Origin of the sequence: Enterovirga rhinocerotis, assembly GCF_004363955.1 — a bacterium.
GTDB classification, from domain to species: domain Bacteria; phylum Pseudomonadota; class Alphaproteobacteria; order Rhizobiales; family Beijerinckiaceae; genus Enterovirga; species Enterovirga rhinocerotis.
The window spans coordinates 223091-245144 of sequence record NZ_SNZR01000013.1; the positions used below are offsets into that span (position 1 = coordinate 223091).

General features: G+C 69.0%; 16 protein-coding genes. 9 read left to right on the forward strand and 7 right to left on the reverse strand.

Going from position 1 to position 22054, the window contains the following annotated elements; all coding sequences use genetic code 11:
* The first annotated feature begins 8 nt into the window (after positions 1-8).
* The 5 genes from treZ (at position 9) to glgB (ending at position 15800) form a co-directional block, all read left to right on the forward strand.
* On the forward strand, positions 9-1925 hold the full coding sequence (gene treZ / locus EV668_RS12795; RefSeq protein WP_133770599.1) for a malto-oligosyltrehalose trehalohydrolase: 1917 nt from the start codon (positions 9-11) through the stop codon (positions 1923-1925).
* The gene (locus EV668_RS12800) at positions 1922-6793 is read left to right on the forward strand and encodes a malto-oligosyltrehalose synthase (protein WP_133770601.1); all 4872 of its coding nucleotides are present in this window, start codon (positions 1922-1924) and stop codon (positions 6791-6793) included. The genes treZ and EV668_RS12800 overlap by 4 nt, the downstream gene beginning before the upstream one ends.
* Positions 6790-10155, forward strand: coding sequence for a maltotransferase domain-containing protein (locus EV668_RS12805; protein WP_133770603.1), 3366 nt, complete (start codon positions 6790-6792; stop codon positions 10153-10155). The genes EV668_RS12800 and EV668_RS12805 overlap by 4 nt, the downstream gene beginning before the upstream one ends.
* Positions 10156-10296: 141 nt before the next feature.
* Entirely contained in the window at positions 10297-13548 is a 3252-nt protein-coding gene (gene treS, locus EV668_RS12810; RefSeq protein ID WP_133770605.1) for a maltose alpha-D-glucosyltransferase, read from the forward strand.
* Positions 13545-15800 (forward strand): 1,4-alpha-glucan branching protein GlgB, encoded by a 2256-nt coding sequence (gene glgB / locus EV668_RS12815; RefSeq protein ID WP_133770608.1) that lies wholly within the window; start codon positions 13545-13547, stop codon positions 15798-15800. Before treS ends, glgB begins: the two co-directional genes overlap by 4 nt.
* 41 nt (positions 15801-15841) lie before the next feature.
* Here the strand turns inward: glgB and EV668_RS12820 are convergent, their stop codons facing one another.
* Together EV668_RS12820 and EV668_RS12825 are read right to left on the reverse strand one after the other, a co-directional pair.
* Complete coding sequence (locus EV668_RS12820) at positions 15842-16258, reverse strand: type II toxin-antitoxin system VapC family toxin (RefSeq protein ID WP_133770610.1); 417 nt, start codon at positions 16256-16258, stop codon at positions 15842-15844.
* Entirely contained in the window at positions 16258-16524 is a 267-nt protein-coding gene (locus EV668_RS12825; RefSeq protein WP_245513148.1) for a type II toxin-antitoxin system VapB family antitoxin, read from the reverse strand. The genes EV668_RS12820 and EV668_RS12825 overlap by 1 nt, the downstream gene beginning before the upstream one ends.
* Positions 16525-16570: 46 nt before the next feature.
* On the opposite strand from EV668_RS12825, the gene EV668_RS12830 reads away from it, so the two are divergent.
* On the forward strand, positions 16571-17383 hold the full coding sequence (locus tag EV668_RS12830; RefSeq protein WP_133770612.1) for an SDR family oxidoreductase: 813 nt from the start codon (positions 16571-16573) through the stop codon (positions 17381-17383).
* A 49-nt stretch (positions 17384-17432) separates the two neighbouring features.
* Here EV668_RS12830 and EV668_RS12835 read toward each other — a convergent pair whose 3' ends face one another.
* The 5 genes from EV668_RS12835 to hisB are packed head-to-tail and all read right to left on the reverse strand — an operon-like array spanning position 17433 to position 20440.
* Positions 17433-17903: a GNAT family N-acetyltransferase gene (locus tag EV668_RS12835; RefSeq protein ID WP_133770614.1), complete on the reverse strand. Its 471-nt coding sequence runs from the start codon at positions 17901-17903 to the stop codon at positions 17433-17435.
* Positions 17900-18691, reverse strand: a complete 792-nt coding sequence (hisA, locus tag EV668_RS12840) for a 1-(5-phosphoribosyl)-5-[(5-phosphoribosylamino)methylideneamino]imidazole-4-carboxamide isomerase (RefSeq protein ID WP_208111533.1) — start codon at positions 18689-18691, stop codon at positions 17900-17902. The genes EV668_RS12835 and hisA overlap by 4 nt, the downstream gene beginning before the upstream one ends.
* Positions 18679-19329 (reverse strand): imidazole glycerol phosphate synthase subunit HisH, encoded by a 651-nt coding sequence (gene hisH / locus EV668_RS12845; protein WP_133770618.1) that lies wholly within the window; start codon positions 19327-19329, stop codon positions 18679-18681. Before hisH ends, hisA begins: the two co-directional genes overlap by 13 nt.
* Positions 19326-19856 carry a DUF2628 domain-containing protein gene (locus EV668_RS12850; RefSeq protein WP_133770620.1) on the reverse strand — a complete coding sequence of 177 codons (531 nt, stop codon included), beginning with the start codon at positions 19854-19856 and terminating at the stop codon, positions 19326-19328. The genes hisH and EV668_RS12850 overlap by 4 nt, the downstream gene beginning before the upstream one ends.
* The gene (gene hisB, locus EV668_RS12855; RefSeq protein ID WP_133771988.1) at positions 19853-20440 is read right to left on the reverse strand and encodes an imidazoleglycerol-phosphate dehydratase HisB; all 588 of its coding nucleotides are present in this window, start codon (positions 20438-20440) and stop codon (positions 19853-19855) included. The genes EV668_RS12850 and hisB overlap by 4 nt, the downstream gene beginning before the upstream one ends.
* A 239-nt stretch (positions 20441-20679) precedes the next feature.
* Between hisB and hslV the strand changes: the two genes are divergently transcribed.
* From hslV to EV668_RS12870, 3 genes are all read left to right on the forward strand, one after another.
* Positions 20680-21207 carry an ATP-dependent protease subunit HslV gene (hslV, locus tag EV668_RS12860; protein WP_133770622.1) on the forward strand — a complete coding sequence of 176 codons (528 nt, stop codon included), beginning with the start codon at positions 20680-20682 and terminating at the stop codon, positions 21205-21207.
* 68 nt (positions 21208-21275) lie between these two features.
* The gene (locus tag EV668_RS24800; protein WP_166652434.1) at positions 21276-21749 is read left to right on the forward strand and encodes a hypothetical protein; all 474 of its coding nucleotides are present in this window, start codon (positions 21276-21278) and stop codon (positions 21747-21749) included.
* Complete coding sequence (locus tag EV668_RS12870) at positions 21746-22033, forward strand: type II toxin-antitoxin system RelE/ParE family toxin (protein WP_245513150.1); 288 nt, start codon at positions 21746-21748, stop codon at positions 22031-22033. The genes EV668_RS24800 and EV668_RS12870 overlap by 4 nt, the downstream gene beginning before the upstream one ends.
* Positions 22034-22054: the final 21 nt, after the last annotated feature.

The window sequence follows — 22054 nt, forward strand, 5'->3', positions numbered from 1 at the left end:
CGGGGCTGATGCGGCACCGGCATGCCATGCCGTTCGGGGCCGAGATGGATCGGGCCTCGACCCGCTTCGCGCTCTGGGCGCCGAGCGCGGACGAGGTGACGCTCGTCCTCGACGGCCAGGACCATGCCATGCCGCCTGCCGGCGAAGGCTGGCGCCGCCTCGTCGTGCCGGGCGTCGCGGCCGGCGCGCGCTACGGGTTCCGCATCGGCGACCTCTTCGTGCCGGACCCTGCCTCGCGCTTCCAGCCGGACGACGTGAAGGGCGCGAGCGCCGTCGTCGATCCCGCCGCCTTCGACTGGCCCGACGACGATTGGCGCGGGAGGCCGTGGGAAGAGGCGGTGATCTCCGAGATCCATGTCGGCACGGCGACGCGGGACGGCACCTTCGCGGCCCTCGCCGAGACCCTGCCGGATCTCGCCGCGCTCGGGGTCACGGCCATCGAGCTGATGCCGATCGGCGAGTTCCACGGCCGGCGCAACTGGGGCTATGACGGCGTCCTGCCCTATGCGCCCGATGCGGCCTACGGCACCCCGGACGATCTGAAGCGCCTCGTCGCGCGCGCCCATTCGCTCGGGCTGATGGTCTTCCTCGACGTCGTCTACAATCATTTCGGGCCGGTCGGGAATTATCTCCACGGCTACGCGGCGAGCTTCTTCACCGAGCGGCATCCGACCCCGTGGGGCGCGGGCCTCAACGTCGACGGCGCGGACGGGAGGCCGGTCCGCGACTTCTTCATCGAGAACGCCCTGTTCTGGCTCGACGAGTACCGGATGGACGGTCTGCGGCTCGATGCCGTCCACGCCATCCGCGACGAATCCGGCGAGCATCTCCTCGGCGAACTCGCCCGGCGCGCGCGTGCCCTCGCGCCGGACCGGCACATCCACCTCATCCTCGAGAACGAGCATAACGAGGCGGGCTGGCTCGAACGCGACGCGGACCACGCCCCGATCTTCCATACCGCGCAGTGGAACGACGACATCCACCATTGCTGGCACGTCCTGCTGACGGGCGAGCGCGATTCCTATTACGCGAGCTTCGCCGACGATCCGGTCGGCCGGCTGCGGCGGGGGCTCGCGGAGGGCTTCGTCTACCAGGGCGAGGGCTCGCTCCACGGGGAGGGCGGCGCGCGCGGCACGCCCTCGGCGCATCTGCCGCCCGCGGCCTTCGTGAACTTCCTCCAGAACCACGACCAGGTCGGCAACCGCGCCTTCGGCGACCGGCTCGCGCCCGATCCCGACCGGCTCGCCCTCGCGCGCGCCGCGCTGCTCCTCGCGCCGCAGATCCCGATGCTGTTCATGGGCGAGGAATGGGGGGCCTCGACCCCGTTCCGCTTCTTCGTCGATTACGACGACGATCCGGACCTCGCCCGCGCGGTCCGCGAGGGCCGCCGCCGCGAGTTCCGCCACTTCCCGGCCTTCGCCGACGAGGCCGCCGCCGCGGCGATCCCCGACCCCAATGCCGAGGCCACCTTCGCGGCCTCGGTCCTCGACCGGGCGGAGGCGTCGCGGCCGCCGCACGACGCGATCCTCGCCGATACCCGCCGCCTCCTCGCGATCCGCAGCCGGGAGATCGTGCCGGTGACGCGGTCGCGGTTCCTCGAGGCCGAGACGCTCGTCAGCCCCCTTCCTCATGCCGAGGCCCCGCTGCGCGGGGCACCTCAGGATGAGGAGGGAGGGAGTGTTCAGCCCAGCGCTCAGCAGGATAGAGGAGGGGCATCGGCTCCTGCCGATCGCCTCGTCGACATCCGCTGGCGCTACGAGGCGGGCAGCCTGCGCCTCGCAATCCTGCCGGGAGAGGGCTCGATCGCCCGTTCCGTCGACCCCGGCGAGCGGATCGTCTGGCACTCGCCCGCGCTTCGTCCCGAGGCGGGCGGCATCCATCTCTTTCCCTGGACGGGGTTCGTCACCGTCGGAGCGCGCGCGTGAGCCTTGAAGCGATCGACCGGCTGTCCGGGCTCGTCGGCATTCCGTCCGGCTATCGCGACGCCTTCGGCGACTGGATCGAGGTCGGATCGGCCCGCCGCGCGGCGATGCTGGACCGTCTCGGCTTCCCGACCGGGGACGAGCGCGAGGCGGCCGCGAGCATCGCCCTCGCCGAGGACCTGCGCGGCCGGGTCGTTCCGCGCAGCATCGCCGTCCTGGCGGAGGCGGAGCCGTGCCTGCCGGTCGCGGCGGCAGCCGGGATGGTGGGCTGGCGGCTCACCGACGAGGCGGGGCGTATCCGCGAAGGACACGCCGCGGTCGTCGACGGGCGGATCACGCTGCCCGCCCTCCCGGCGGGCTATCACCGCCTCGCTCTCGACATCGCGGGCGCCGAGGCCGAGGCGACGATCATCGCCGCGCCCGCTTGCGCCTGGCAGCCGGACTGGATGAGCGACGAAGCCCGGCTGTGGGGGCTGTCGGCGCAGGTCTACGGCCTCCGCTCGGAGAGCGACCTCGGCATCGGCGGCTACGGCGAGGTGAAGCGGGCGGCGGCGGAGGCCGGCCCTCTCGGCGCGGCCTTTCTTGGCCTCTCCCCTGTGCACGCGCTGTTCGGCGCCGATCGCGCCAAGGTCTCGCCCTATTCGCCCTCCTCGCGCCTGTTCCTCGAGACGATCCATATCGACCCGCGCGCCCTGCCGGGTTTCGCGGGAAGCCGGGCCGCCGCGCTGCTCGAAGAACCGGGCCGCGCCGCCCGCATCGCCGCCCTGCGCGATCTCGCGCTCGTCGATCATGCCGGTGTCTGGGCCGAGCTGGCGCCGGTGCTGGAGGCCTATTTCGAGGATCGCCGCGAGGCGATCGAACACGGCCTCGCCGCCTTTCGCCGCGAATCCGGCCCTGCCCTCGAAGCGCATGCCGTCTTCGAGGCGCTGTCCGAGCATTTCCGGCGCGAGGGGCGCTGGTGGCTCGGCGACTGGCCGCCCGAATTCCGCCTCGCGGGCACGCCCGACGTGCAGGCCTTCGCGCGGGAGAACGCCGAGCGGGTCGCCTTCCATGCCTGGCTGCAGATGGTCGCGGACGACCAGCTCGCCGCCGCCCACCAGGCCGCCTGCGAGAGCGGCATGGCGCTCGGCCTCTACCGCGACCTCGCGGTCGGGTCCGACCGCGGCGGGTCCGAGGTCTGGTCGGCCCCCGACCTCTATGCCCAGACGCTGTCCATCGGCGCGCCGCCCGATCTCCTCGCGCCGCAGGGGCAGGATTGGGGTCTGCCGCCGCTGCACCCGCTCATGCTCCAGGCGAGCGGGCTGCAAGCGTTCCGGGCGCTGGTGCGGGCCAATCTGCGCCATGCCGGCGCGATCCGGATCGACCATGCGTTCCAGCTGAGCCGCCTCTACCTGATGCCGGTCGGCGCGCCGGGCTCGGAGGGCGCCTATGTCGAGTATCCCGTCGAGGCGATGCTGGCGGTCCTCCGTCTCGAAAGCCATCGCGCCAAGGCGCTCGTCATCGCCGAGGATCTCGGCACGGCCCCCGAGGGGTTCTCCGACGCGATCATGGCCTCGGGCATCCTCAGCTATCGCGTGCTCGCCTTCGAGCGGGAGGCCGACGGCGCCTTCAAGCCGCCGGCCGCCTATCCGCGCAACGCCATGGCGGTGGTCTCGACCCACGACCTGCCGACCCTCGCCGGCTGGTGGCGCGGGCTCGACACCGACCTCCGCCAGGGGCTCGGCATCTACGATCCGGACCGGGCCGACCACGAGCGCGCCGAGCGGGCGCGGGATCGGGCGAGCCTCGTCGCCGCGCTCGCGGGGGAGGGGACCTTTGCCGGCGATCCGGCGGAGCTGCCGGAGGCCGCGCCGTCCGAAGCCGTCATCCGCTATCTCGCTCGCACGCCCTCCGCCGTGATGGCGGTGCAATATGAGGACGTGCTCGGCACGCTCAACCAGGCCAATATCCCCGGCACGACGGAAGGCCATCCGAACTGGCGGCGCAAGCTCGAAGCCGATCTCGGCACGATCGACGCGCCGGGCGGCCCGCTCGCCAAGGTCGCGGCGGCGCTCGCCGCCGAGGGACGCGGGCCGCGCGAGGCGACGACGCCGCTCGCCGCGCCCCCGCCGCGCGCGACCTACCGGCTCCAGTTCCATGCCGGCTTCACCTTCGACGACGCGATCGCGATCCTGCCGTACCTGGCGAAGCTCGGGATCAGCCACGTCTACGCCTCGCCGATCCATCGCGCCCGGCCCGGCTCGACCCATGGCTACGACATCGTCGACCATGCCGAGGTGAATCCCGAGCTCGGCGGGCTCGACGGCTTCGTCCGGCTGACAGACGCCCTGCGCGACCGCGGCCTCGGCCTGATCCTCGACATCGTGCCGAACCACATGGGCGTTGGCGGAGCCGATAACGGGGATTGGCTGTCGGTCCTCGAATGGGGCGCGCTCTCGCCTTTCGCGTCGACCTTCGACATCGACTGGGAGCGGCTCGGGGCGGGCGGCAAGCTCGTCGTGCCCGTGCTCGGCGAGCGCTACGGCGAGGCGCTGGAGAAGGGCGATCTCCGCCTCTCCTTCGATCCGGCCGAAGGCAGCTTCAGCGTGCATCATCACGAGCACCGGCTGCTGCTCTCGCCACTCACCTATCCGCTCATCCTCGACCGGGCGCTCGCGGCCCTCGATTCCCTCGAAGGGCAGGGCGAGCTGATCGCGATCTCCGACCGCCTGCGGGCGATGCAGGAGGAGGCGGCTCCGGACCGCCGTGCCGCCTTTCCCGAGGAAGCCGAGGCGCTGAAGCGGCGTCTCGCCGAGGCGGTCGCGGGATCGGCCGCCCTCGCGGGCGCGGCGGAGCGCGCGGTGTCGGTGGTCAACGGCGTGCCGGGCATGGCCGAGAGCTTCGGCACCCTGCACCGCATCCTCGACATGCAGGCCTACCGGCCGGCGCATTGGCGGGTCGCGGCGAGCGAGATCAACTATCGTCGCTTCTTCGACATCAACGGCCTCGCGGGCGTGCGGATCGAGGAGCCGGAAGTCTTCAGCCGCACCCATGAGCTGATCTTCGACCTCGTGCGGCAGGGCCGCATCCAGGGCCTGCGCATCGACCATGTCGACGGGCTCGCCGATCCCGAGGGTTATCTGAAGGCGGTCCAGGCCGAGATCGGGCCGGGCTTCTATGTCGTCGTCGAGAAGATCCTCGAGCCCGGCGAGGAGCTCCGGCCCTGGCAGGTATCCGGCACGACCGGCTACGACGTCCTGAACCTCATCGACGGCATCATGATCCGCGAGGAGAACGGCGCCCGTTTCGAGACGATCTACCGCGCGGCCTCCGGGCTGGAGGGGCGCTATTTCGACCTCCTGCGGGAGGCCAAGACCGAGATCCTGCAATCCTCCTTCGCGAGCGAACTCGAGGTCCTCGTCTCGGACCTGAAGCGCATCGCCGATTCGGATCGCCGCACCCGGGACTACACGGCCCACGGCATGCGCATCGCGCTGTCGGAGATCATCGCGCGCTTCCCCGTCTACCGCTCCTATCTGACGGAGGGCGAGGTCTCGCCGGCCGATCTCGGCCTCGTCGAGGAGACGATCGCCTCGGCCCGTCGCCATTCGGCCCTGCCCGACCATTCGGTGCACGGCTTCGTCGCCGATTGCCTGCTCGGGCGGATCGAGACGAGCGGTCCCGGCCGTCCGACCGCCGAGCATGTCGCGCGCTTCCGCCGCCGCTTCCAGCAGCTCACCGGCCCGGTCATGGCGAAGAGCCTCGAGGACACGCTCTTCTACCGCTATGCCCGCCTGATCGCCCTCAACGAGGTCGGCGGCGATCCGGCCCATTTCGGCGTCTCGATCGAGCGCTTTCATGCCGAGAACGCCGAGCGCGCCCGCCTCTGGCCGGACGCCATGATCGCGACCGCGACCCACGACACGAAGCGCGGCGAGGATGCGCGTGCGCGACTCGCGGCGCTCTCCGAAGTCCCGGAGGATTGGGAGGCGGCGCTCGCCGAATGGGAGCGTCTTACGGCCCCGCACCTGCGCGATATCGACGGCGTGCCGGCGCCGGACGCGAATGACGGGACCATTCTTCTCCAGACGATCCTCGGCGCCTGGCCGCTGGAGCTGCTGGGGGAGGGCGTTGCTCACCCTCCCCTGGAGGGGGAGGGTGAACTGCTCGCCGCCTTCGCCTCCCGGCTGCACGGCTTCGTCGAGAAGGCTCTGCGGGAGGCGAAAAGGCATACGAGCTGGGTGAATGTCGACGAGGCCTACGAGAGCGCCGCGAAGGACCTCGTCTCGGCATTGCTCGCCCCTAGCTCGGAGTTCCTGACCTCGTTCCGCCCCCTCGCGGCCCGCCTCGCCGAGGCCGGGATGCGGAACGGGCTCGTGCGGACCGCGCTCAAGGCGACGCTGCCCGGCGTGCCGGACATCTACCAGGGCAGCGAGTTCTGGGATCTTTCGCTGGTCGATCCGGACAACCGACGGCCTGTCGACTACGCGGCCCGCGAAGCGGCCCTGGCAGACGGAGGGATGGCGGCCGATCTCGTCTCGCGCTGGCCGGACGGACGCGTGAAACAGGCCGTGATCGCGGCGCTTCTGGTCGACCGCGCCCGCAGCCCCGGCCTCTATGCCGACGGCGATTACCGCCCGCTTCTCGCCGGTGGCGGCGATGGCGGGCGCATTCTCGCCTTCGCCCGCGAGCATGGCGGGGAGGCGCTGGTGACGGCGGCGCTCCGCTTCCCCCTGTCGGGCGGGAGCATCGCGGAGAGCCGCGTCCCGGTTCCAGAGGGCAATTGGCACGACCGGCTGAGCGGCCGGACCTTCGATGTCGGACCGACGGGACTGACTGGACGGGAGCTTTTCGCGTCCCTACCCGTTGCCGTCCTGAGGAGAACTGTATGACGGCACCTGTCCGCCCGCCGAAAACCCGCGCCCGTGCTGCCGACGCACCGGCCGCGTTCAAGCCTGCGAAGGCCGGTCCGCGCATCTACAACCTGTTCCCCCTCCTCGTCGGCCCCGTCTCCGCCTGGAGCGCGGACCTGCCGCGCATCGCCGCGATGGGGTTCGACTGGGTCTATGTGAACCCGTTCCACGAATCCGGCTTCTCGGGCAGCCTCTACGCCATCCGCGATCCGGCGAAGCTCGATCCGCGCTTCCGCGACCCGGGTGACGACGACGAGTCCGGTGACGCCGCGATCCGGCGCTTTGTCGAGGCCGCCTCGGCGGCGGGCCTTCGCGTGATGGCCGACCTCGTCGTCAATCACGCCTCGAAGGACGCCGTGATGGCGAGCGCGGCGCCGGAAGCCTTCGTCCGCAACATGTGGGGCGAGCTCGAAAGTCCCTACGCGACCGATCCGGACGATCCGGGCAAGCGCACCGTCTGGGGCGACCTCGCCGAGTTCGACTGGCACGGCGAGGCGGGCCGGAGCCATCTTCTCGCCTATTGGGATCGCTATCTCGCCCGGATGCAGGGGCTCGGCATCGGGGGCTTCCGCTGCGACGCCGCCTACAAGGTGCCGCCCGAGGTCTGGCGCGAGCTGATCGGGAAGGCCAAGGCGCGCGATGCCGGCTGCCTCTTCGCGGCCGAGACGCTCGGCTGCAGCGATGCCGAGACCGCCGCGACGGCCCGCTCGGGCTTCGACTACCTCTTCAATTCCTTCGCCTGGTGGGACCTCCGGAAGTCCTGGGCGCTCGACCTCGCCGAGACGACGCGGCACCTCGCGCCCTCGATCGCCTTCCCCGAGAACCACGACATGGAGCGCCGCGCGGCCGCGCTCCCGGCGGAGGATCGCGAGGGGATCGCGCGCGACCTCGCCCTGCGCTACGCGCTCGCGGCCTTCTTCTCCTCCGGTGTCCTGATGCCGGTCGGCTACGAATGGGGCTACCGGCGCAAGCTGCACGTCGTCGAAACCAATCCCGGCGATCGCGAGGAGACCGGGATCGACATCTCGGACCGCATCGCGGCGATCAACCGCCTCAAGGCCGAGATCGGAACCGCCAATATCGAGGGTGCGGCGCAGCTTCTCTCGGCGCCCGACGCGCCGTATTTCGCCCTTCTGCGCCTGGATGGAGGCCATGTCGTCTCGGCCAGCTCCGGCCTTCTCGTCCTCGCCAATCCCGGCGAGGACAGCGTCACGCTCGATCCGGCGGCGATCCTCGCGCGGACGGGCGGCCTGTTCGGCCCGTTCCTCGATCGGACGCCGAACGGGGCGCCCGCGCTGTTCGAACCCGGGCGGCCGCTCATGCTCGCTCCGGGCGAATTCCGCATCCTGACGGCCGAGCGGGCCGCGGCCGGTGCCCGGCCGTCCAGCGAGCCGACCGGAGAGGGCCGGGTCGTCATCGAATCCGTCTGGCCCGAGCTCGACGGCGGCACGACGCCGATCAAGCGCGTCGTCGGCGAGAGCGTCGAGGTCTGGGCCGACATCTTCTCGGACGGCCACGACAAGATCGCCGCCGAGATCCAGTATCGCCCCTGGGACGAGACCGTATGGCGCAGCGCGCCGATGCGCTTCCTCGAGAACGACCGCTGGCACGGCGCCTTCCCGCTCGTGCGCAACACGCGTTTTCTCTACCGGATCGAGGCCTGGCGCGACCCCTTCGCCTCCTGGCACCACGAGATCGAGGCGAAGCGCGCCGCCGGGATCGACGTGCGCCTCGAGACGATCGAGGGCGCCCGCATCGCCGAACGCGCCGCGCAGGAGGCCGAGGGGGTCGACGGCGAGGCGCTCGCCGACCTCGTCGTGCAGCTCGAACGGGCCGGTGCGGGCGCGCCCGAGCAGCTCGCCCTCATCCTCGACCACGACCATGAGGCCCTGATCGGCCGCAACGCCGAGCGGGTGAACGCCTCCCGCTCGCGCGACCTCGCCGTCGTCGCCGACCGCCTCGCGGCGCGGTTCTCGGCCTGGTACGAACTCTTCCCGCGCTCGATGAGCCACGACACGGCGCGCCACGGCACCTTCGACGACGTGATCGCGATGCTGCCCTATGTGCGCGGGATGGGGTTCGACGTCCTCTATTTCCCGCCCATCCACCCGATCGGGCTCAGGAACCGGAAGGGCAAGAACAACTCGCTTACCGCCGAGCCCGGCGATGTCGGCTCGGTCTATGCGATCGGCGACGAGACGGGCGGGCACGACGCGGTCCATCCCGATCTCGGCGGCCTCGAAGGCTTCCGCCGCATGGTGGCGGCGTCGCAGGCGCATGGGCTCGAGATCGCACTCGATTTCGCCATCCAGTGCTCGCCCGACCATCCCTGGATCAGGCAGCATCCGGAATGGTTCGAGTATCGTCCCGACGGGACGATGAAATATGCGGAAAATCCGCCGAAGAAATACGAGGACATCTACAACGTCACCTTCTACGGGCAGTCGAAGCCCGGCCTCTGGCATGCGTTGCGCGATGCGGTCCTGTTCTGGTGCCGGGAAGGCGTGCGCATCTTCCGGGTGGACAACCCGCACACGAAGCCCCTGCCGTTCTGGGAATGGCTGATCGCCGAGGTGAACGGCGCCTATCCGGACGCGATCTTCCTGGCCGAGGCCTTCACGCGCCCGAAGATGATGCGGAAGCTCGCCAAGATCGGCTTCCAGCAGAGCTACACCTACTTCACCTGGCGCGACACCAAGAGCGAACTGACCGAGTACATGACCGAACTCGCCCATAGCGACATGGGCGAATATTATCGGCCTAACTTCTTCGCCAACACGCCGGACATCAACCCGATCTATCTCCAGACGAGCGGGCGGGCCGGCTTCGTCGTGCGGGCGACGCTGGCGGCGACGCTCTCCTCGGCCTACGGCATCTATAACGGCTTCGAACTGTGCGAGGCCGCGCTCTACCGCAAGGAAGAGTATCTCGATTCCGAGAAATACGAGATCCGCGTCTGGGATTACGACCGGCCCGGAAACATCCGCGAGCACATCACGAAGCTCAACGCCATCCGGCGCCAGAACCCGGCCCTGTGGGATTTCCGGAACATCACGTTCCTCAATGCCTGGAACGACCAGATCATCTCGTATCTGCGGATGACGCCCGCGAAGGACAACGTGCTGCTCGTCCTCGTCAACCTCGATCCGCACAACCGCCAGGACTGCACCTACGAGGTCCCGCTCTGGGAGTTCGGGCTTCCGGACGATGGCGCGATCGAGGTCGAGGACCTCCTCGGCGGCGGCCGCTTCGCGCTGCGCGGCAAGACCCACACCCTGGCGCTCGACCCTGCCGAGCGCTCCTGCGTCATCTGGCGGCTGGTGCCGCCGGCGCAGGGTTGAGCCGCTCGTGACATCCTTCTTCCCGCCGCGTCATGCTGAGGAGGCGCAGAGCGCCGTCTCGAAGCACGCACCAGATTCATGCGTCCTTCGAGACGCGGCTTCGCCGCTCCTCAGGATGACGCCGTCAGCAGAAAACCCATCATGATCGACCGCACCGACATTCATTGGTATCGCGACGCCCTGATCTATCAGGTCCACGTCAAGTCGTTCTTCGACGCCGACAACGACGGCGTCGGCGACTTCGTCGGGCTGACGGAGAAGCTGGATTACATCCGCGATCTCGGCGTCACGGCGATCTGGGTGATGCCGTTCTATCCCTCGCCGCTGCGCGACGACGGCTACGACATCCAGGATTATCTCGGCATCAACCCGTCCTACGGGACGATGGACGACTTCAAGGCCTTCATCGACGCCGCCCACGAGCGCGGCATCCGGGTCATCACCGAGCTCGTCATCAATCACACCTCGGACCAGCATCCCTGGTTCCAGGCCGCGCGGAACGCGCCGAAGGGCTCGCCCGAGCGGGATTTCTACGTCTGGTCCGACACCGACCAGAAATACACCGATACCCGCATCATCTTCCTCGACACCGAGCCGTCGAACTGGACGTGGGATCCGGTCGCGGGCCAGTATTTCTGGCACCGTTTCTATTCGCATCAGCCGGATCTCAACTTCGACAATCCGGCGGTGCTCGAATCCGTGATCGAGACCATGTATTATTGGCTCGACATGGGTGTGGACGGGCTGCGTCTCGATGCGATCCCCTATCTGATCGAGCGCGAAGGCACGAATTGCGAGAACCTCGACGAGACGCACACGGTCATCAAGGCGATCCGGGCCGCGCTCGACGCCCGCTATCCGGACCGGATGCTGCTGGCCGAGGCGAACCAGTGGCCCGAGGAGACCGCGCCCTATTTCGGCGACGGCGACGAATGCCACCTGTCGTTCCACTTCCCCCTGATGCCGCGCATGTACATGGCGCTGGCGCAGGAGGACCGGCACCCGATCACCGACATCATGCGCCAGACCCCGGAGATCCCGGAGGGCTGCCAATGGGCGATCTTCCTGCGCAACCATGACGAGCTGACGCTCGAGATGGTGACGGACAAGGAGCGCGACTATCTCTGGACCTTCTATGCGGCGGACCGGCGCGCGCGCATCAATCTCGGCATCCGCCGGCGCCTCGCGCCGCTGCTCGAGAACGACCGCCGCAAGATCGAGCTCCTGAACTCGCTGCTCTTCTCGATGCCCGGCACGCCCGTGATGTATTACGGCGACGAGATCGGGATGGGCGACAACATCTATCTCGGCGACCGCGACGGCGTGCGCACGCCGATGCAATGGTCGCCCGACCGCAACGGCGGCTTCTCTCGCGCCGACCCGGCGAGGCTGTTCCTGCCGACCATCCAGGATTCGATCTACGGCTACGACGCGGTCAACGTCGAAAGCCAGTCCCGCATTCCGGCCTCGCTGTACAACTGGATGCGCCGGCTCATCGGCGTCAGGCGCTCCTCCCAGGCCTTCGGCCGTGGCACGCTGCGCTTCCTCTATCCGTCGAACCGCAAGGTGCTCGTCTATCTGCGTGAATACGAAGGCGAGACCATCGTCTGCGTCGCGAACGTCTCGCGGGCGCCGCAGGCCGTCGAGGTCGACCTGTCGGAATTCTCAGGCGCGACGCCGGTCGAGATGACCGGCTCGACCGCCTTCCCGCGGATCGGCGACCTGCCCTATCTCCTGACGCTGCCCGCCTACGGCTTCTACTGGTTCCAGCTCGTGCCGACCGAGGCGGGCGCCGAGGACCGGTTCGGACCCCCGGCCCAGCCGGAGCTGTTCACGCTCGTCCTGACCAAGGGCCTGCGCTCGCTCCTCGAGGGACGCGAACGCGAAGCGCTGGAGCGGACCATCCTGCCGAACTACGTCACGACGCGGCGCTGGTTCGCCGCCAAGGGCGATCGCATCCGGTCCGTGCGGCTGGTCGATTACGCGGTCATGCCCAACGCGACCGGGCAGGAGAGCTTCCTCCTGCCCTCCTTCCGCGTCGAGCTGAAATCGGGCGCGATGCAGACCTATTCGATGCCGCTCGCCTTCGAGGAAGGCGAGAGCGAGGCCCTGCTCCCCTATGCGGTCGCGCGCGTGCGCCATGGCCGGCGGACGGGTTTCGCCTTCGGGGCCGCCTCGTCGTCCGAGTTCACGCAGGTCGCGCTCGACGCCATCCGCGATCAGCGCGAGATGGAGACCGTCGGCGGCGGCCGGATCGTCTTCCGCACCACCTCCGATTTCGAACCGGATCTGTCGGTCGATCCCGGCGAGATCCGGCGGTTGTCGGGCGAGCAATCCAACACCTCGATCCTCATCGGCGAGGACATGGTGCTGAAGATCTATCGGCGCCTGCAATCGGGGCCCCATCCCGAGGTCGAGGTCGGCCGCTTCCTGACGGAGGTCGCCGGCTTCCGGAACTCGCCCTCGACCCTCGGCACGATCGAGTATGTGAGCCCCGAGGGCGCGACCGTCGCGCTCGCCCTGCTTCAGAGTTTCGTGCGCAACCAGGGCGATGCCTGGCGCCTCACGGTCGAGACGCTCTCGCGCGAGCTCGACATGCTGGCGCTCATGCCGCCGGAGGACGACGAGGCGCTGCTCGAGGCGACCAAGCCCTATCTGCGCTACGCCGCCGTGATGGGGCGCCGCACCGGCGAGATGCATGCCGCCTTCGCCACGCCGACCGATGACGAGAACTTCGCCTCCGAACCCCTGACGGCGGAGGATGTCGCGGCGGCTGTGGCCGATGCCCGCGAACAGGCCGACCGGGCCTTCGCCGCGCTTGCGGCGATCCGCGACCAGGCCGGCTCCGTCGCCGATCTTCTGGGACGGCGCGACGAGTGCCTTGCCCTGCTCGATGGCCTCGCCATCGATCCGCGATCGGCCATCAAGAGCCGCATCCATGGCGACTTCCATCTCGGTCAGGTGCTGATCGCCCAGGACGACGTGATGATCGTCGATTTCGAGGGCGAGCCGTCGCGGCCGTCGAAGGAGCGGCGGGGCAAGTTCTCGCCCCTGCGCGACGTCGCCGGCATGCTGCGCTCCTTCGCCTATGCGGCCGATGCCGGCGCGCGGGACGTCGCCTCCCGGCTGCCGGAGACGAGCGAGCGCATCGCGCTCCTCGCCGGAACCTGGCTCGAACTGGTCGAGGCGCAGTTCCTGCACGCCTACGAGGAGGCGACGGAGGGCAGCCCAGCCTGGGTCGAGGACGATGCCACACGCCGGGCGCTGATGCGCCTGCACCTCCTCGGCAAGGCCTTCTACGAGATCAACTACGAGGCGAATAACCGCCCGGATTGGATCGAAATCCCGGTCCGGGGCGTTCTTGCCCTTCTCGACGAAGGAGCGAATGCATGACGGCTGCCCGAAAGGCTGCCCCCCGCGACGCGACCGCCGGACAGGCGGCATCGTCCTCCTCCATCCGCGTGGAGCCGGCCGCGATCGGCGCGATCGTCCAGGCCCGGCACGGCGATCCCTTCGCTGTGCTCGGCCCGCACGAGACGGCCCGCGGCGAATGGGAGATCCGTGCGATGCTGCCCGACGCCGTCTCCGTCTCGATCCTGCTCGACGGGCGCGAGGCCCCGGTGCCGACGATGCGGCTCGACCCGGCCGGGTTCTTCGTCGCCCGCCTGTCGTCTCCCGAAAAGCCGGGCTATCGCCTCAGGATCGAATGGCCCGGCGGCACCGTCCAGGAGAGCCGGGACCCCTACAGCTTCGGCTCCATCCCCGGCTTCGAGGAGATGGGCCGCATCCGGGACGTCGGATCCGATGCGCCCCAGCGCCTCCTCGGCGCCCAGCCGGCGAGCGTCGCCGGGATCGAGGGCATCCATTTCGCGATCTGGGCGCCGAATGCGCGGCGCGTCAGCGTCGTCGGCGGTTTCAACAACTGGGACGGCCGGCGGCACCCGATGCGCCGTCTCCACGACAGCGGCGTCTGGGCTCTGTTCCTGCCGGGCCTCGGTTCCGGCGAGCGCTACAAGTACGAGCTTCTCGGCGCCGACGGCGAGCGCCACGAGAAGGCCGATCCGATGGCCTTCGCCGCCGAGAAGCCGCCGGCGACGGCCTCGATCGTCCATGTCGCCAAGGACCATGCCTGGCGCGACGCCGCCTGGATGGCCGCCCGCGCCGAGGGCGACCAGCGGCACAAGCCGATCTCGGTCTATGAATGCCATCTCGGCTCGTGGGCGCGCGTTCCCGAGGAAGGCAACCGCTATCTGACCTACCGGGAGCTCGCGGAACGCCTCATCCCCTATGTGAAGGAGATGGGCTTCACCCATATCGAGCTGCTGCCGATCACCGAATTCCCGTTCGACGGCTCCTGGGGCTACCAGACCCTCGCCCTCTTCGCGCCGACGAGCCGCTTCGGCACGCCGGAGGATTTCATCCATTTCGTCGAGGCGGCGCACGAGGCGGGCCTCGGCCTGATCCTCGACTGGGTCCCGGGCCACTTCCCGAGCGATGCGCACGGCCTCGCCCTCCTCGACGGCACGCATCTCTACGAGCATGCCGATCCGCGTCAGGGCTTCCACCAGGATTGGGGAACCTACATCTACAATTACGGGCGCCAGGAGGTCGCGGCCTTCCTCGTCGCCAATGCCCGGTTCTGGCTCGAGCGCTACCATCTCGACGGGCTGCGCGTGGATGCCGTCGCCTCGATGCTCTATCTCGATTATTCCCGCCAAGCCGGCCAATGGGTGCCGAACAGGTTCGGCGGCAACGAGAATCTCGAGGCGATCGACGTCCTGCGGCGCATGAACGAGACCGTCTATGCGGCCGATCCGGGCGTCATGACGGTGGCCGAGGAATCGACCTCCTGGCCCGGCGTCTCGCACCCGACCTATACGGGCGGCCTCGGCTTCGGCTTCAAGTGGAACATGGGCTGGATGCACGACACGCTCCTGTTCATGTCGAAGGAGCCGGTGCATCGGCGCTACCACCACCACAACCTGACCTTCGGCCTCCTCTACGCCTTCTCCGAGAACTTCATGCTGCCGCTCTCGCATGACGAGGTGGTGCACGGGAAAGGCTCGCTGCTCGGCAAGATGCCCGGCGACCGCTGGCAGAAATTCGCGAATCTGCGCGCCTATTTCGGCTTCATGTGGGGCCATCCCGGCAAGAAGCTGCTCTTCATGGGCGGCGAGTTCGGCCAGGAGCGCGAGTGGAACCACGACCGCAGCCTCGATTGGCACCTGCTCGAGGACGGGCTGCATAGCGGCGTGCGCTCGCTGGTGCGCGACCTCAACCACGCCTTCCGCTCGGTGCCCGCCCTCCACGAGCGGGACACGGAGGCCGGCGGCTTCGAATGGCTCGTGGCGGACGACGCCGAGAACTCGGTCATCGCCTGGCTCCGGCGCGGCACGGACGAGGATCGCGTCGCCGTGGTCGTCTCGAACTTCACGCCCATGCCGCGCGAGGGCTACCGCATCGGCGTGCCGCTGCCGGGGACCTACCGGGAGGTCGTCAACACCGATGCCGCCGCCTATGGCGGCTCCGGCATGGGCAATGGCGGCTCGGTGCGCACCGTGGAGGCCGAAAGCCACGGCCGGCCCCACAGCCTGACGCTGACCCTGCCGCCGCTCGCGACGCTGATCCTGGAGCGCGAGGCCTAAGTTTGGCTCCGCGCCAGCGCTTTCGGACCCGATCTCTCCCGTCAGGCAAGATCGGTCAGGGAAAAGTCGTCGCCCTTGTACAGAAGCGGGACCTTGAGCGACTTGGCGCAGGCATAGGAATAACAATCCCCGAAGTTCAACGAGGCGGCATGGCCGACGGCCTTGCCGTAGATCGCAGCCGCCTCCAGCGCACCCCTGCCGATCTCGGGCGAGATCGCGATTTCCTCTGCCGCGATATCCTCGACGAAGGCCTCCACGGCGCGGGCGGCTCGGCGAATGGTTTCGACGGACGTTCGTCCGCCGGGCGATCTGAGACGAGCCAGCGCGACCGAAGCCTCGAACTTCACCAAGGGCGAAAGAAAGAACGGACCTTCACTCGCCGCGAGCCGGTTCTCGTACTCGTCCGAGCCCGACTCACGAGCGAGAATCGCGACGATGACGGAGGCGTCGAGGAACATCAGGCCTCGCCCCACATCTCGTCGCTGTGCCGTTTCATGTCGAAGGTCGGATCATTCGGGCCGATTACGTCCGCCAGGGCCTTCGACCGCGCCAGCCGCTCCTTCAAAGGCATCGATTGCCTGATCTCGGCCAGACGGGCCTCCAGCGCTTGGCGAACCACTTCCGTCTTGGTTCTCGCGTGAGTTAGCCGGCGGACCTCCTCCGCCAAGGCGGTCACAGCTTCGTCGCGGATGAATAGCGCCATTGCGATATCTCCTGAGGTCATCAAGATATCATCCAAGGAGACAAATTTCACCCATCGGGAGCCTTCCATGTCCCCCTTGACCCTCGACCTCTCGAACCATGTCGCGCTCGTGACCGGCGCGTCGTCCGGGATCGGCGCCGCGACGGCCAAGGCGCTCGGGGCTGCCGGCGCGACGGTGGTGGTGAACTACCGCTCCGAGCGCGAGGGCGCCGAGGCGGTCTGCGCGGCCATCCGTGCCGCCGGCTCGGAGGCTCTCGCCGTGCAGGCGGACGTGTCGTCGGAGGCGGATGTCGAGGCGCTCTTCGCGGCGGCGAAGGAGGCGTTCGGCACCATCCACATCCTCGTCGCCAATGCCGGTCTGCAGCGCGATGCCGCCGCGCACGAGATGACGCTCGATCAGTGGCGGCGCGTGATCGACGTGAACCTGACCGGTCAGTTCCTGTGCTGCCGGGCCGCCATCCGGGAGTTCCTGGCGCGTGGCCCGCAACCCGCGATCAGTCGCGCCACGGGGAAGATCGTCTGCATGTCCTCGGTGCACGAGGTCATCATGTGGGCAGGCCATGTGAACTATGCCGCCTCGAAGGGCGGCGTGAAGCTTCTGATGCAGTCGCTGGCGCAGGAATATGCGGATCGCGGGATCCGCATCAATTCGATCGCGCCCGGCGCCATCCGCACCCCCATCAACCGGGAGGCCTGGGACACGCCCGAGGCGCTGGCGAAGCTGCTGACGCTGATCCCCTATGGCCGCATCGGAGAGCCGGAGGACGTCGCGCGGGCCGCTCTCTGGCTCGCCTCGGACCTCTCCGACTACGTCACCGGCACGACGCTCTTCGTCGACGGCGGCATGACGCTGTATCCGGGATTCCGCGAGAACGGTTAGGCGGGCCAGCGCCTTTCTCCGCAAGGGGAGAAGGGAGCGCTCGCTCCCGTCACATCTGCTTGCGGTAGATCGTGAAGCCCGGATGATCGGCGACCCGGTCGTAGAGGGCGCGCGCGGTCGCGTTGCCCTCCTGGGTCAGCCAGTAGACGCGGCTCGCTCCGGCCTCTTTCGCCTTGCCGTAGACCGCCTCGATCAGCGCCCGGCCGACGCCCTGTCCGCGCGCCTCGGGTGCGGTGAAGAGGTCCTGGAGGTAGCAGTAGTTCCCCGGCGTCCAGGTCGAGCGATGGAAGATGTAATGCACGATGCCGAGCAGCATCTCGCGTCCATCCGCGCCCTGCCCGAAGGCGCCGATGACATGCATCGGCTCGGCGGGGTCGAGCAGCCTCGACCAGGTGATGTCCGTCGTCTCGGCCGGGACGCTCGTCTGGTAGAAGGCGAGATAGCCCTGCCAGTGCGGCTCCCACGCGGCGCGGTCGGCCTCGCCGAGGGGACGGAGGGTCAGGCTCGGCTTGTCGGTCATGCGGCGGTTCCTGCCGGCGGCACCGGGCCGGTCGCGAGAGTGACGGCCTTGCGCTCCCCGCGGAGCAGCGCCAGCGCCTCGACCGGGTCGATCCGCCCGTCATAGAGCGCGCGGCCCGTGATGGCGCCGGCGAGCCTCGCGCAATCGGGCGCGGTCAGGCGCTCGATATCGGCGAGCGAGGCGAGCCCGCCCGAGGCGATGACGGGGATCGAGACGGCCTCCGCGAGGGCGAGCGTCATCGGGATGTTGAGGCCTTTGAGGATGCCGTCGCGCGAGATGTCGGTGTAGATGATGGCGGCGACGCCGGCATCCTCGAAGCGCCGGCCGAGCTCCTCGGCGGTCATGCTGGAACTCTGCGCCCAGCCGTCGACCGCGACCCGCCCGTCCTTGGCGTCGATCCCGACCGCGATCTGGCCGGGGAAGACCCGGGCCGCCTCGCGCACGAGCCCGGGATCGCGCACGGCGGCGGTGCCGATGATGACGCGGCGCACGCCCTTCGAGAGCCAGCCCTCGATGGTGCGCATCTCGCGGATGCCGCCGCCGAGCTGGATCGGGATCGAGACGCGCTTGAGGATGGCCTCGACCGCCTCCGCGTTCATCGGCCGGCCGGCGAAGGCGCCGTCGAGATCGACGATATGCAGCCATTCGAAGCCCTGCTCGACGAAGGACGCTGCCTGGTCGGCGGGCGAGTCGCTGAAGACCGTCGCCTGCTTCATGTCGCCCTGGATCAGACGAACGCAGCGACCTTCCTTGAGATCGATCGCGGGAAAGAGAATCACGGATGCCACCGTAGGAAATTGGCGATGAGGGAGAGGCCGAGCGTCTGGCTCTTCTCCGGATGGAATTGCGTGCCGGCCATGTTGCCGCGCGCGACGATGGCCGTGATCGGGCCGCCATAGGCGGAGACCGCGACGAGATCCTCGGCCTGCATCGGCTCGAGCGCGTAGGAATGCACGAAATAGGCGTGAAGCCCATCGGGGCCCAGATCGATCCCGTCCGTCAGGGGATGCTCGCGCTGCAGATGGAGCGTGTTCCATCCCATATGGGGGATCTTGAGCGACGAATCGTTCGGCCGGATCGCTGCGACGTCTCCCGCGATCCAGTCGAGGCCCGGGGTCGTCTCCTTCTCGAGACCGCGCGTCGCCATGAGCTGCATGCCGACGCAGATGCCGAGGAAGGGGCGGCCCTTGGCCCCGACCGCCTGTTCCATGGCCTCGACCATGCCGTCCACGGCATCGAGGCCGCGGCGGCAATCGGCGAAGGCGCCGACGCCGGGCAGAACGATGCGATCGGCTGCGGCGACGGCGTCGGGATCGGCCGTGACCGCGATCTCGGCCGGAATCTCCGCCTCCCGCGCGGCCCGCTCGAACGCCTTCGCGGCCGAGTGCAGGTTGCCGGAGCCGTAATCGACGAGCGCGACCCTCATCGCCGGCCCTCCGCATCGGGGAAGAGGCCGATCACAGGTTCGGGGGCGGACCGCGCCCAAGGCGAGGGCGCGAAGGGACGCGCAAGGCCCTGGCCGGCCGCCGGCATCGATGCGAGGGCGTGGGGCGTCGCGAGCGGGGTGCCGTCGAGCCAGCGGGCGAAGGCCTTCGCCTCGGCCTCGGCCTCGTTCGCCGCGAAGACGACATCGACGGATGGCCGGCCCTGGCGCGCATAATCCCAGCGGCGCAGGCTCGCGCCTTCGAGGCCGAACAGGAGGCAGAGGAGCACCGTCGCCCAGAAGACGGCGTTCTCGGGGATGCCGACGGCGCGCAGGCCCATCCAGAAGCCCATCAGGAGGACGAGCGTCGCGAGCCCGATCAGCCAGTGGCGATGCGCGGCGAACCAGAGCGGGGGGACGAGGAAGGCCCACCACGAGAAGCCGTCGCGCACGAGCACGGCCCGATCGAGCGCGGTCTCGTCGCCGGGGGTGGCGAAGGGCGCGACGTGGAGAGTGTAGCTCGCGCTCACAGGTTGCCTTTCGTCGAGGGCACGCGGTCGCCCTCGCGCGGATCGCGCGAGACGGCCTGACGCAGGACCCGGGCGAGGCCCTTGAAGCAGCTTTCCGCGATATGGTGGCTGTTCGCGCCGTACAGCGTCTCGATATGCAGGGTGATGCCCGCATTCATCGCGAAGGCCTGGAAGAATTCGCGCACGAGCTCGGTGTCGAACTCGCCGATCTTCTGGGTCGGGAACTCGCTGCGGAATACGAGGAACGGCCGGCCGGACACGTCGATCGCGACGCGGGTCAGCGTCTCGTCCATCGGCAGGTCGAGGCTGGCGTAACGCACGATGCCGCGCTTGTCGCCGAGCGCCGTCCGCACGGCCTCGCCGAGGGCGATCCCCGCATCCTCCGTCGTGTGATGGAAATCGACATGCAGATCGCCCGTCACCTTCACCTCGAGATCGACGAGGGCGTGGCGTGCCAGGAGCTCCAGCATATGGTCGAGAAAGCCGACGCCCGTGGCGATGCTCGCCTTGCCGGTGCCGTCCAGGCCCACCGAGACCGAGACGTCGGTTTCGTTCGTGCGTCGGCTCACGCTCGCGGAGCGCATGATGTCCGTCCTGTTCTTCACTCGCGGTCGTCCCTCGCGACCGCCGCCGGGAGCCGATGCCTGAATTGCGGGCACTCTCTAGCAAGGCCGATGCCGCCGCGCCACAGCCCCGGTGCGGGGCTGCCTTGCCGCCGGCGGCCTGAATGGATTTTTTCGGACCGATGCTTAAGTGACGGCGAGTGCCGCCATTCGCCAGAGATACGTCCTTGGATCATTACGCTTCCCCGCAGCCTCCCTCCATGCACGCGACCACCATCCTCATGGTGCGCAAGGGCGGCCGCGTCGTGATCGGCGGCGACGGCCAGGTCAGCCTCGGCCCGACGATCGTGAAGGGGAATGCCCGCAAGGTGCGCCGTCTCGCCAAGGGCGCCGTGATCGGCGGCTTCGCCGGGGCGACGGCCGACGCCTTCACCCTGTTCGAGCGTCTCGAGGCCAAGCTCGAGCAATATCCGGGTCAGCTCACGCGGGCCTGCGTCGAACTGACCAAGGACTGGCGGACGGACCGCTATCTGCGCCGGCTGGAAGCCATGATGCTGGTCGCGGACAAGGAGGTCGGCCTTCTCCTGTCGGGCTCGGGCGACGTGCTGGAGCCGGAGAACGGCATCGCCGCCATCGGCTCGGGCGGCAATTACGCCCTCGCCGCCGCACGGGCGCTGTCCGATTCCGAACACGACGCCGAGGCCATCGTGCGCCGCTCGCTCGCCATCGCGGCCGAGATCTGCGTCTACACCAACGGCAACGTGGTGGTGGAAGCGCTCGAGGAGTGAGCGACGCCGCGCCTTTACGGCGATGTCGCAATACTAAATAATCCTGCATGCCCGGGCAGGATCGGAACATGGGAAGAGCAGCGGCTCAGGCCTTCGCCGACGTGATCGATGGCAAGGCGGCCATCGATCTCGCGAAGGCTCGCGCGATCGAAGGTGCGACGGTGTTCGGCCGACCGGGCGGCTGGAACGTTCTCGTACGCTACGCTGGCGGCGAGCGCGCCGTCGCTGCCCGGCGGGCTCGTACCCCCCGCTTGTGGCGCAACCTGTCCACGGCGGCGGATTTCGTCCGGGAAGAACTGGGACTGGGTCGGTTCGATGTCGATGCCGAAGGGCATTCGCAGGATTCGCTGAGGCGCCGTCCCGATCAGTCCGCCCGGATGAAGTCACGTCATGAAGCGGCCGCGCACGATTCCTGGTTCCGAGCCGAGGTCGAGACGAGAACCCTCGAAGCCGACGGCTCGGACGCGAGATGGGTTTCACACGAGCGCGTGATGGACGACCTCGCCGCGCGCATTGCACGGCTCGATGCTCGCCGCTCTTGAGCGCGCCGATTGCCTGGCTTGCCTCGGCCGCTGCCGATCTGGACCGCATTCTTGATCACATCGAACGTGACAGCCCTCAGGGCGCGCGCCGGGTCGCCATGGCGATCCGCAAGGGTGCGAACACGCTCCTGCACGAGCAGCCGCTCGCCGGGCGAATGGGGCGTGTTGAAGGAACGCGCGAACTCGTGATCTCGTCGACGCCCTATATTCTCGTCTATCGCCTGCGAAAGGAACGCGTCGAGGTTCTGCGCATCATGCACGGAAATCAGAAATGGCCTCCATGACGAACACCACTCTTTCCGTGG

What these genes read in the sequence shown, in the direction of transcription:
- treZ (WP_133770599.1), top strand. Translation starts at nt 9, where the DNA reads ATGCGGCACCGGCATGCCATGCCGTTCGGGGCCGAGATGGATCGGGCC.
- EV668_RS12805 (WP_133770603.1), top strand. Translation starts at nt 6,790, where the DNA reads ATGACGGCACCTGTCCGCCCGCCGAAAACCCGCGCCCGTGCTGCCGAC.
- treS (WP_133770605.1), top strand. Translation starts at nt 10,297, where the DNA reads ATGATCGACCGCACCGACATTCATTGGTATCGCGACGCCCTGATCTAT.
- glgB (WP_133770608.1), top strand. Translation starts at nt 13,545, where the DNA reads ATGACGGCTGCCCGAAAGGCTGCCCCCCGCGACGCGACCGCCGGACAG.
- EV668_RS12820 (WP_133770610.1), bottom strand. Translation starts at nt 16,258, where the DNA reads ATGTTCCTCGACGCCTCCGTCATCGTCGCGATTCTCGCTCGTGAGTCG.
- EV668_RS12825 (WP_245513148.1), bottom strand. Translation starts at nt 16,524, where the DNA reads ATGACCTCAGGAGATATCGCAATGGCGCTATTCATCCGCGACGAAGCT.
- EV668_RS12830 (WP_133770612.1), top strand. Translation starts at nt 16,571, where the DNA reads ATGTCCCCCTTGACCCTCGACCTCTCGAACCATGTCGCGCTCGTGACC.
- EV668_RS12835 (WP_133770614.1), bottom strand. Translation starts at nt 17,903, where the DNA reads ATGACCGACAAGCCGAGCCTGACCCTCCGTCCCCTCGGCGAGGCCGAC.
- hisH (WP_133770618.1), bottom strand. Translation starts at nt 19,329, where the DNA reads ATGAGGGTCGCGCTCGTCGATTACGGCTCCGGCAACCTGCACTCGGCC.
- hisB (WP_133771988.1), bottom strand. Translation starts at nt 20,440, where the DNA reads ATGCGCTCCGCGAGCGTGAGCCGACGCACGAACGAAACCGACGTCTCG.
- hslV (WP_133770622.1), top strand. Translation starts at nt 20,680, where the DNA reads ATGCACGCGACCACCATCCTCATGGTGCGCAAGGGCGGCCGCGTCGTG.
- EV668_RS24800 (WP_166652434.1), top strand. Translation starts at nt 21,276, where the DNA reads ATGGGAAGAGCAGCGGCTCAGGCCTTCGCCGACGTGATCGATGGCAAG.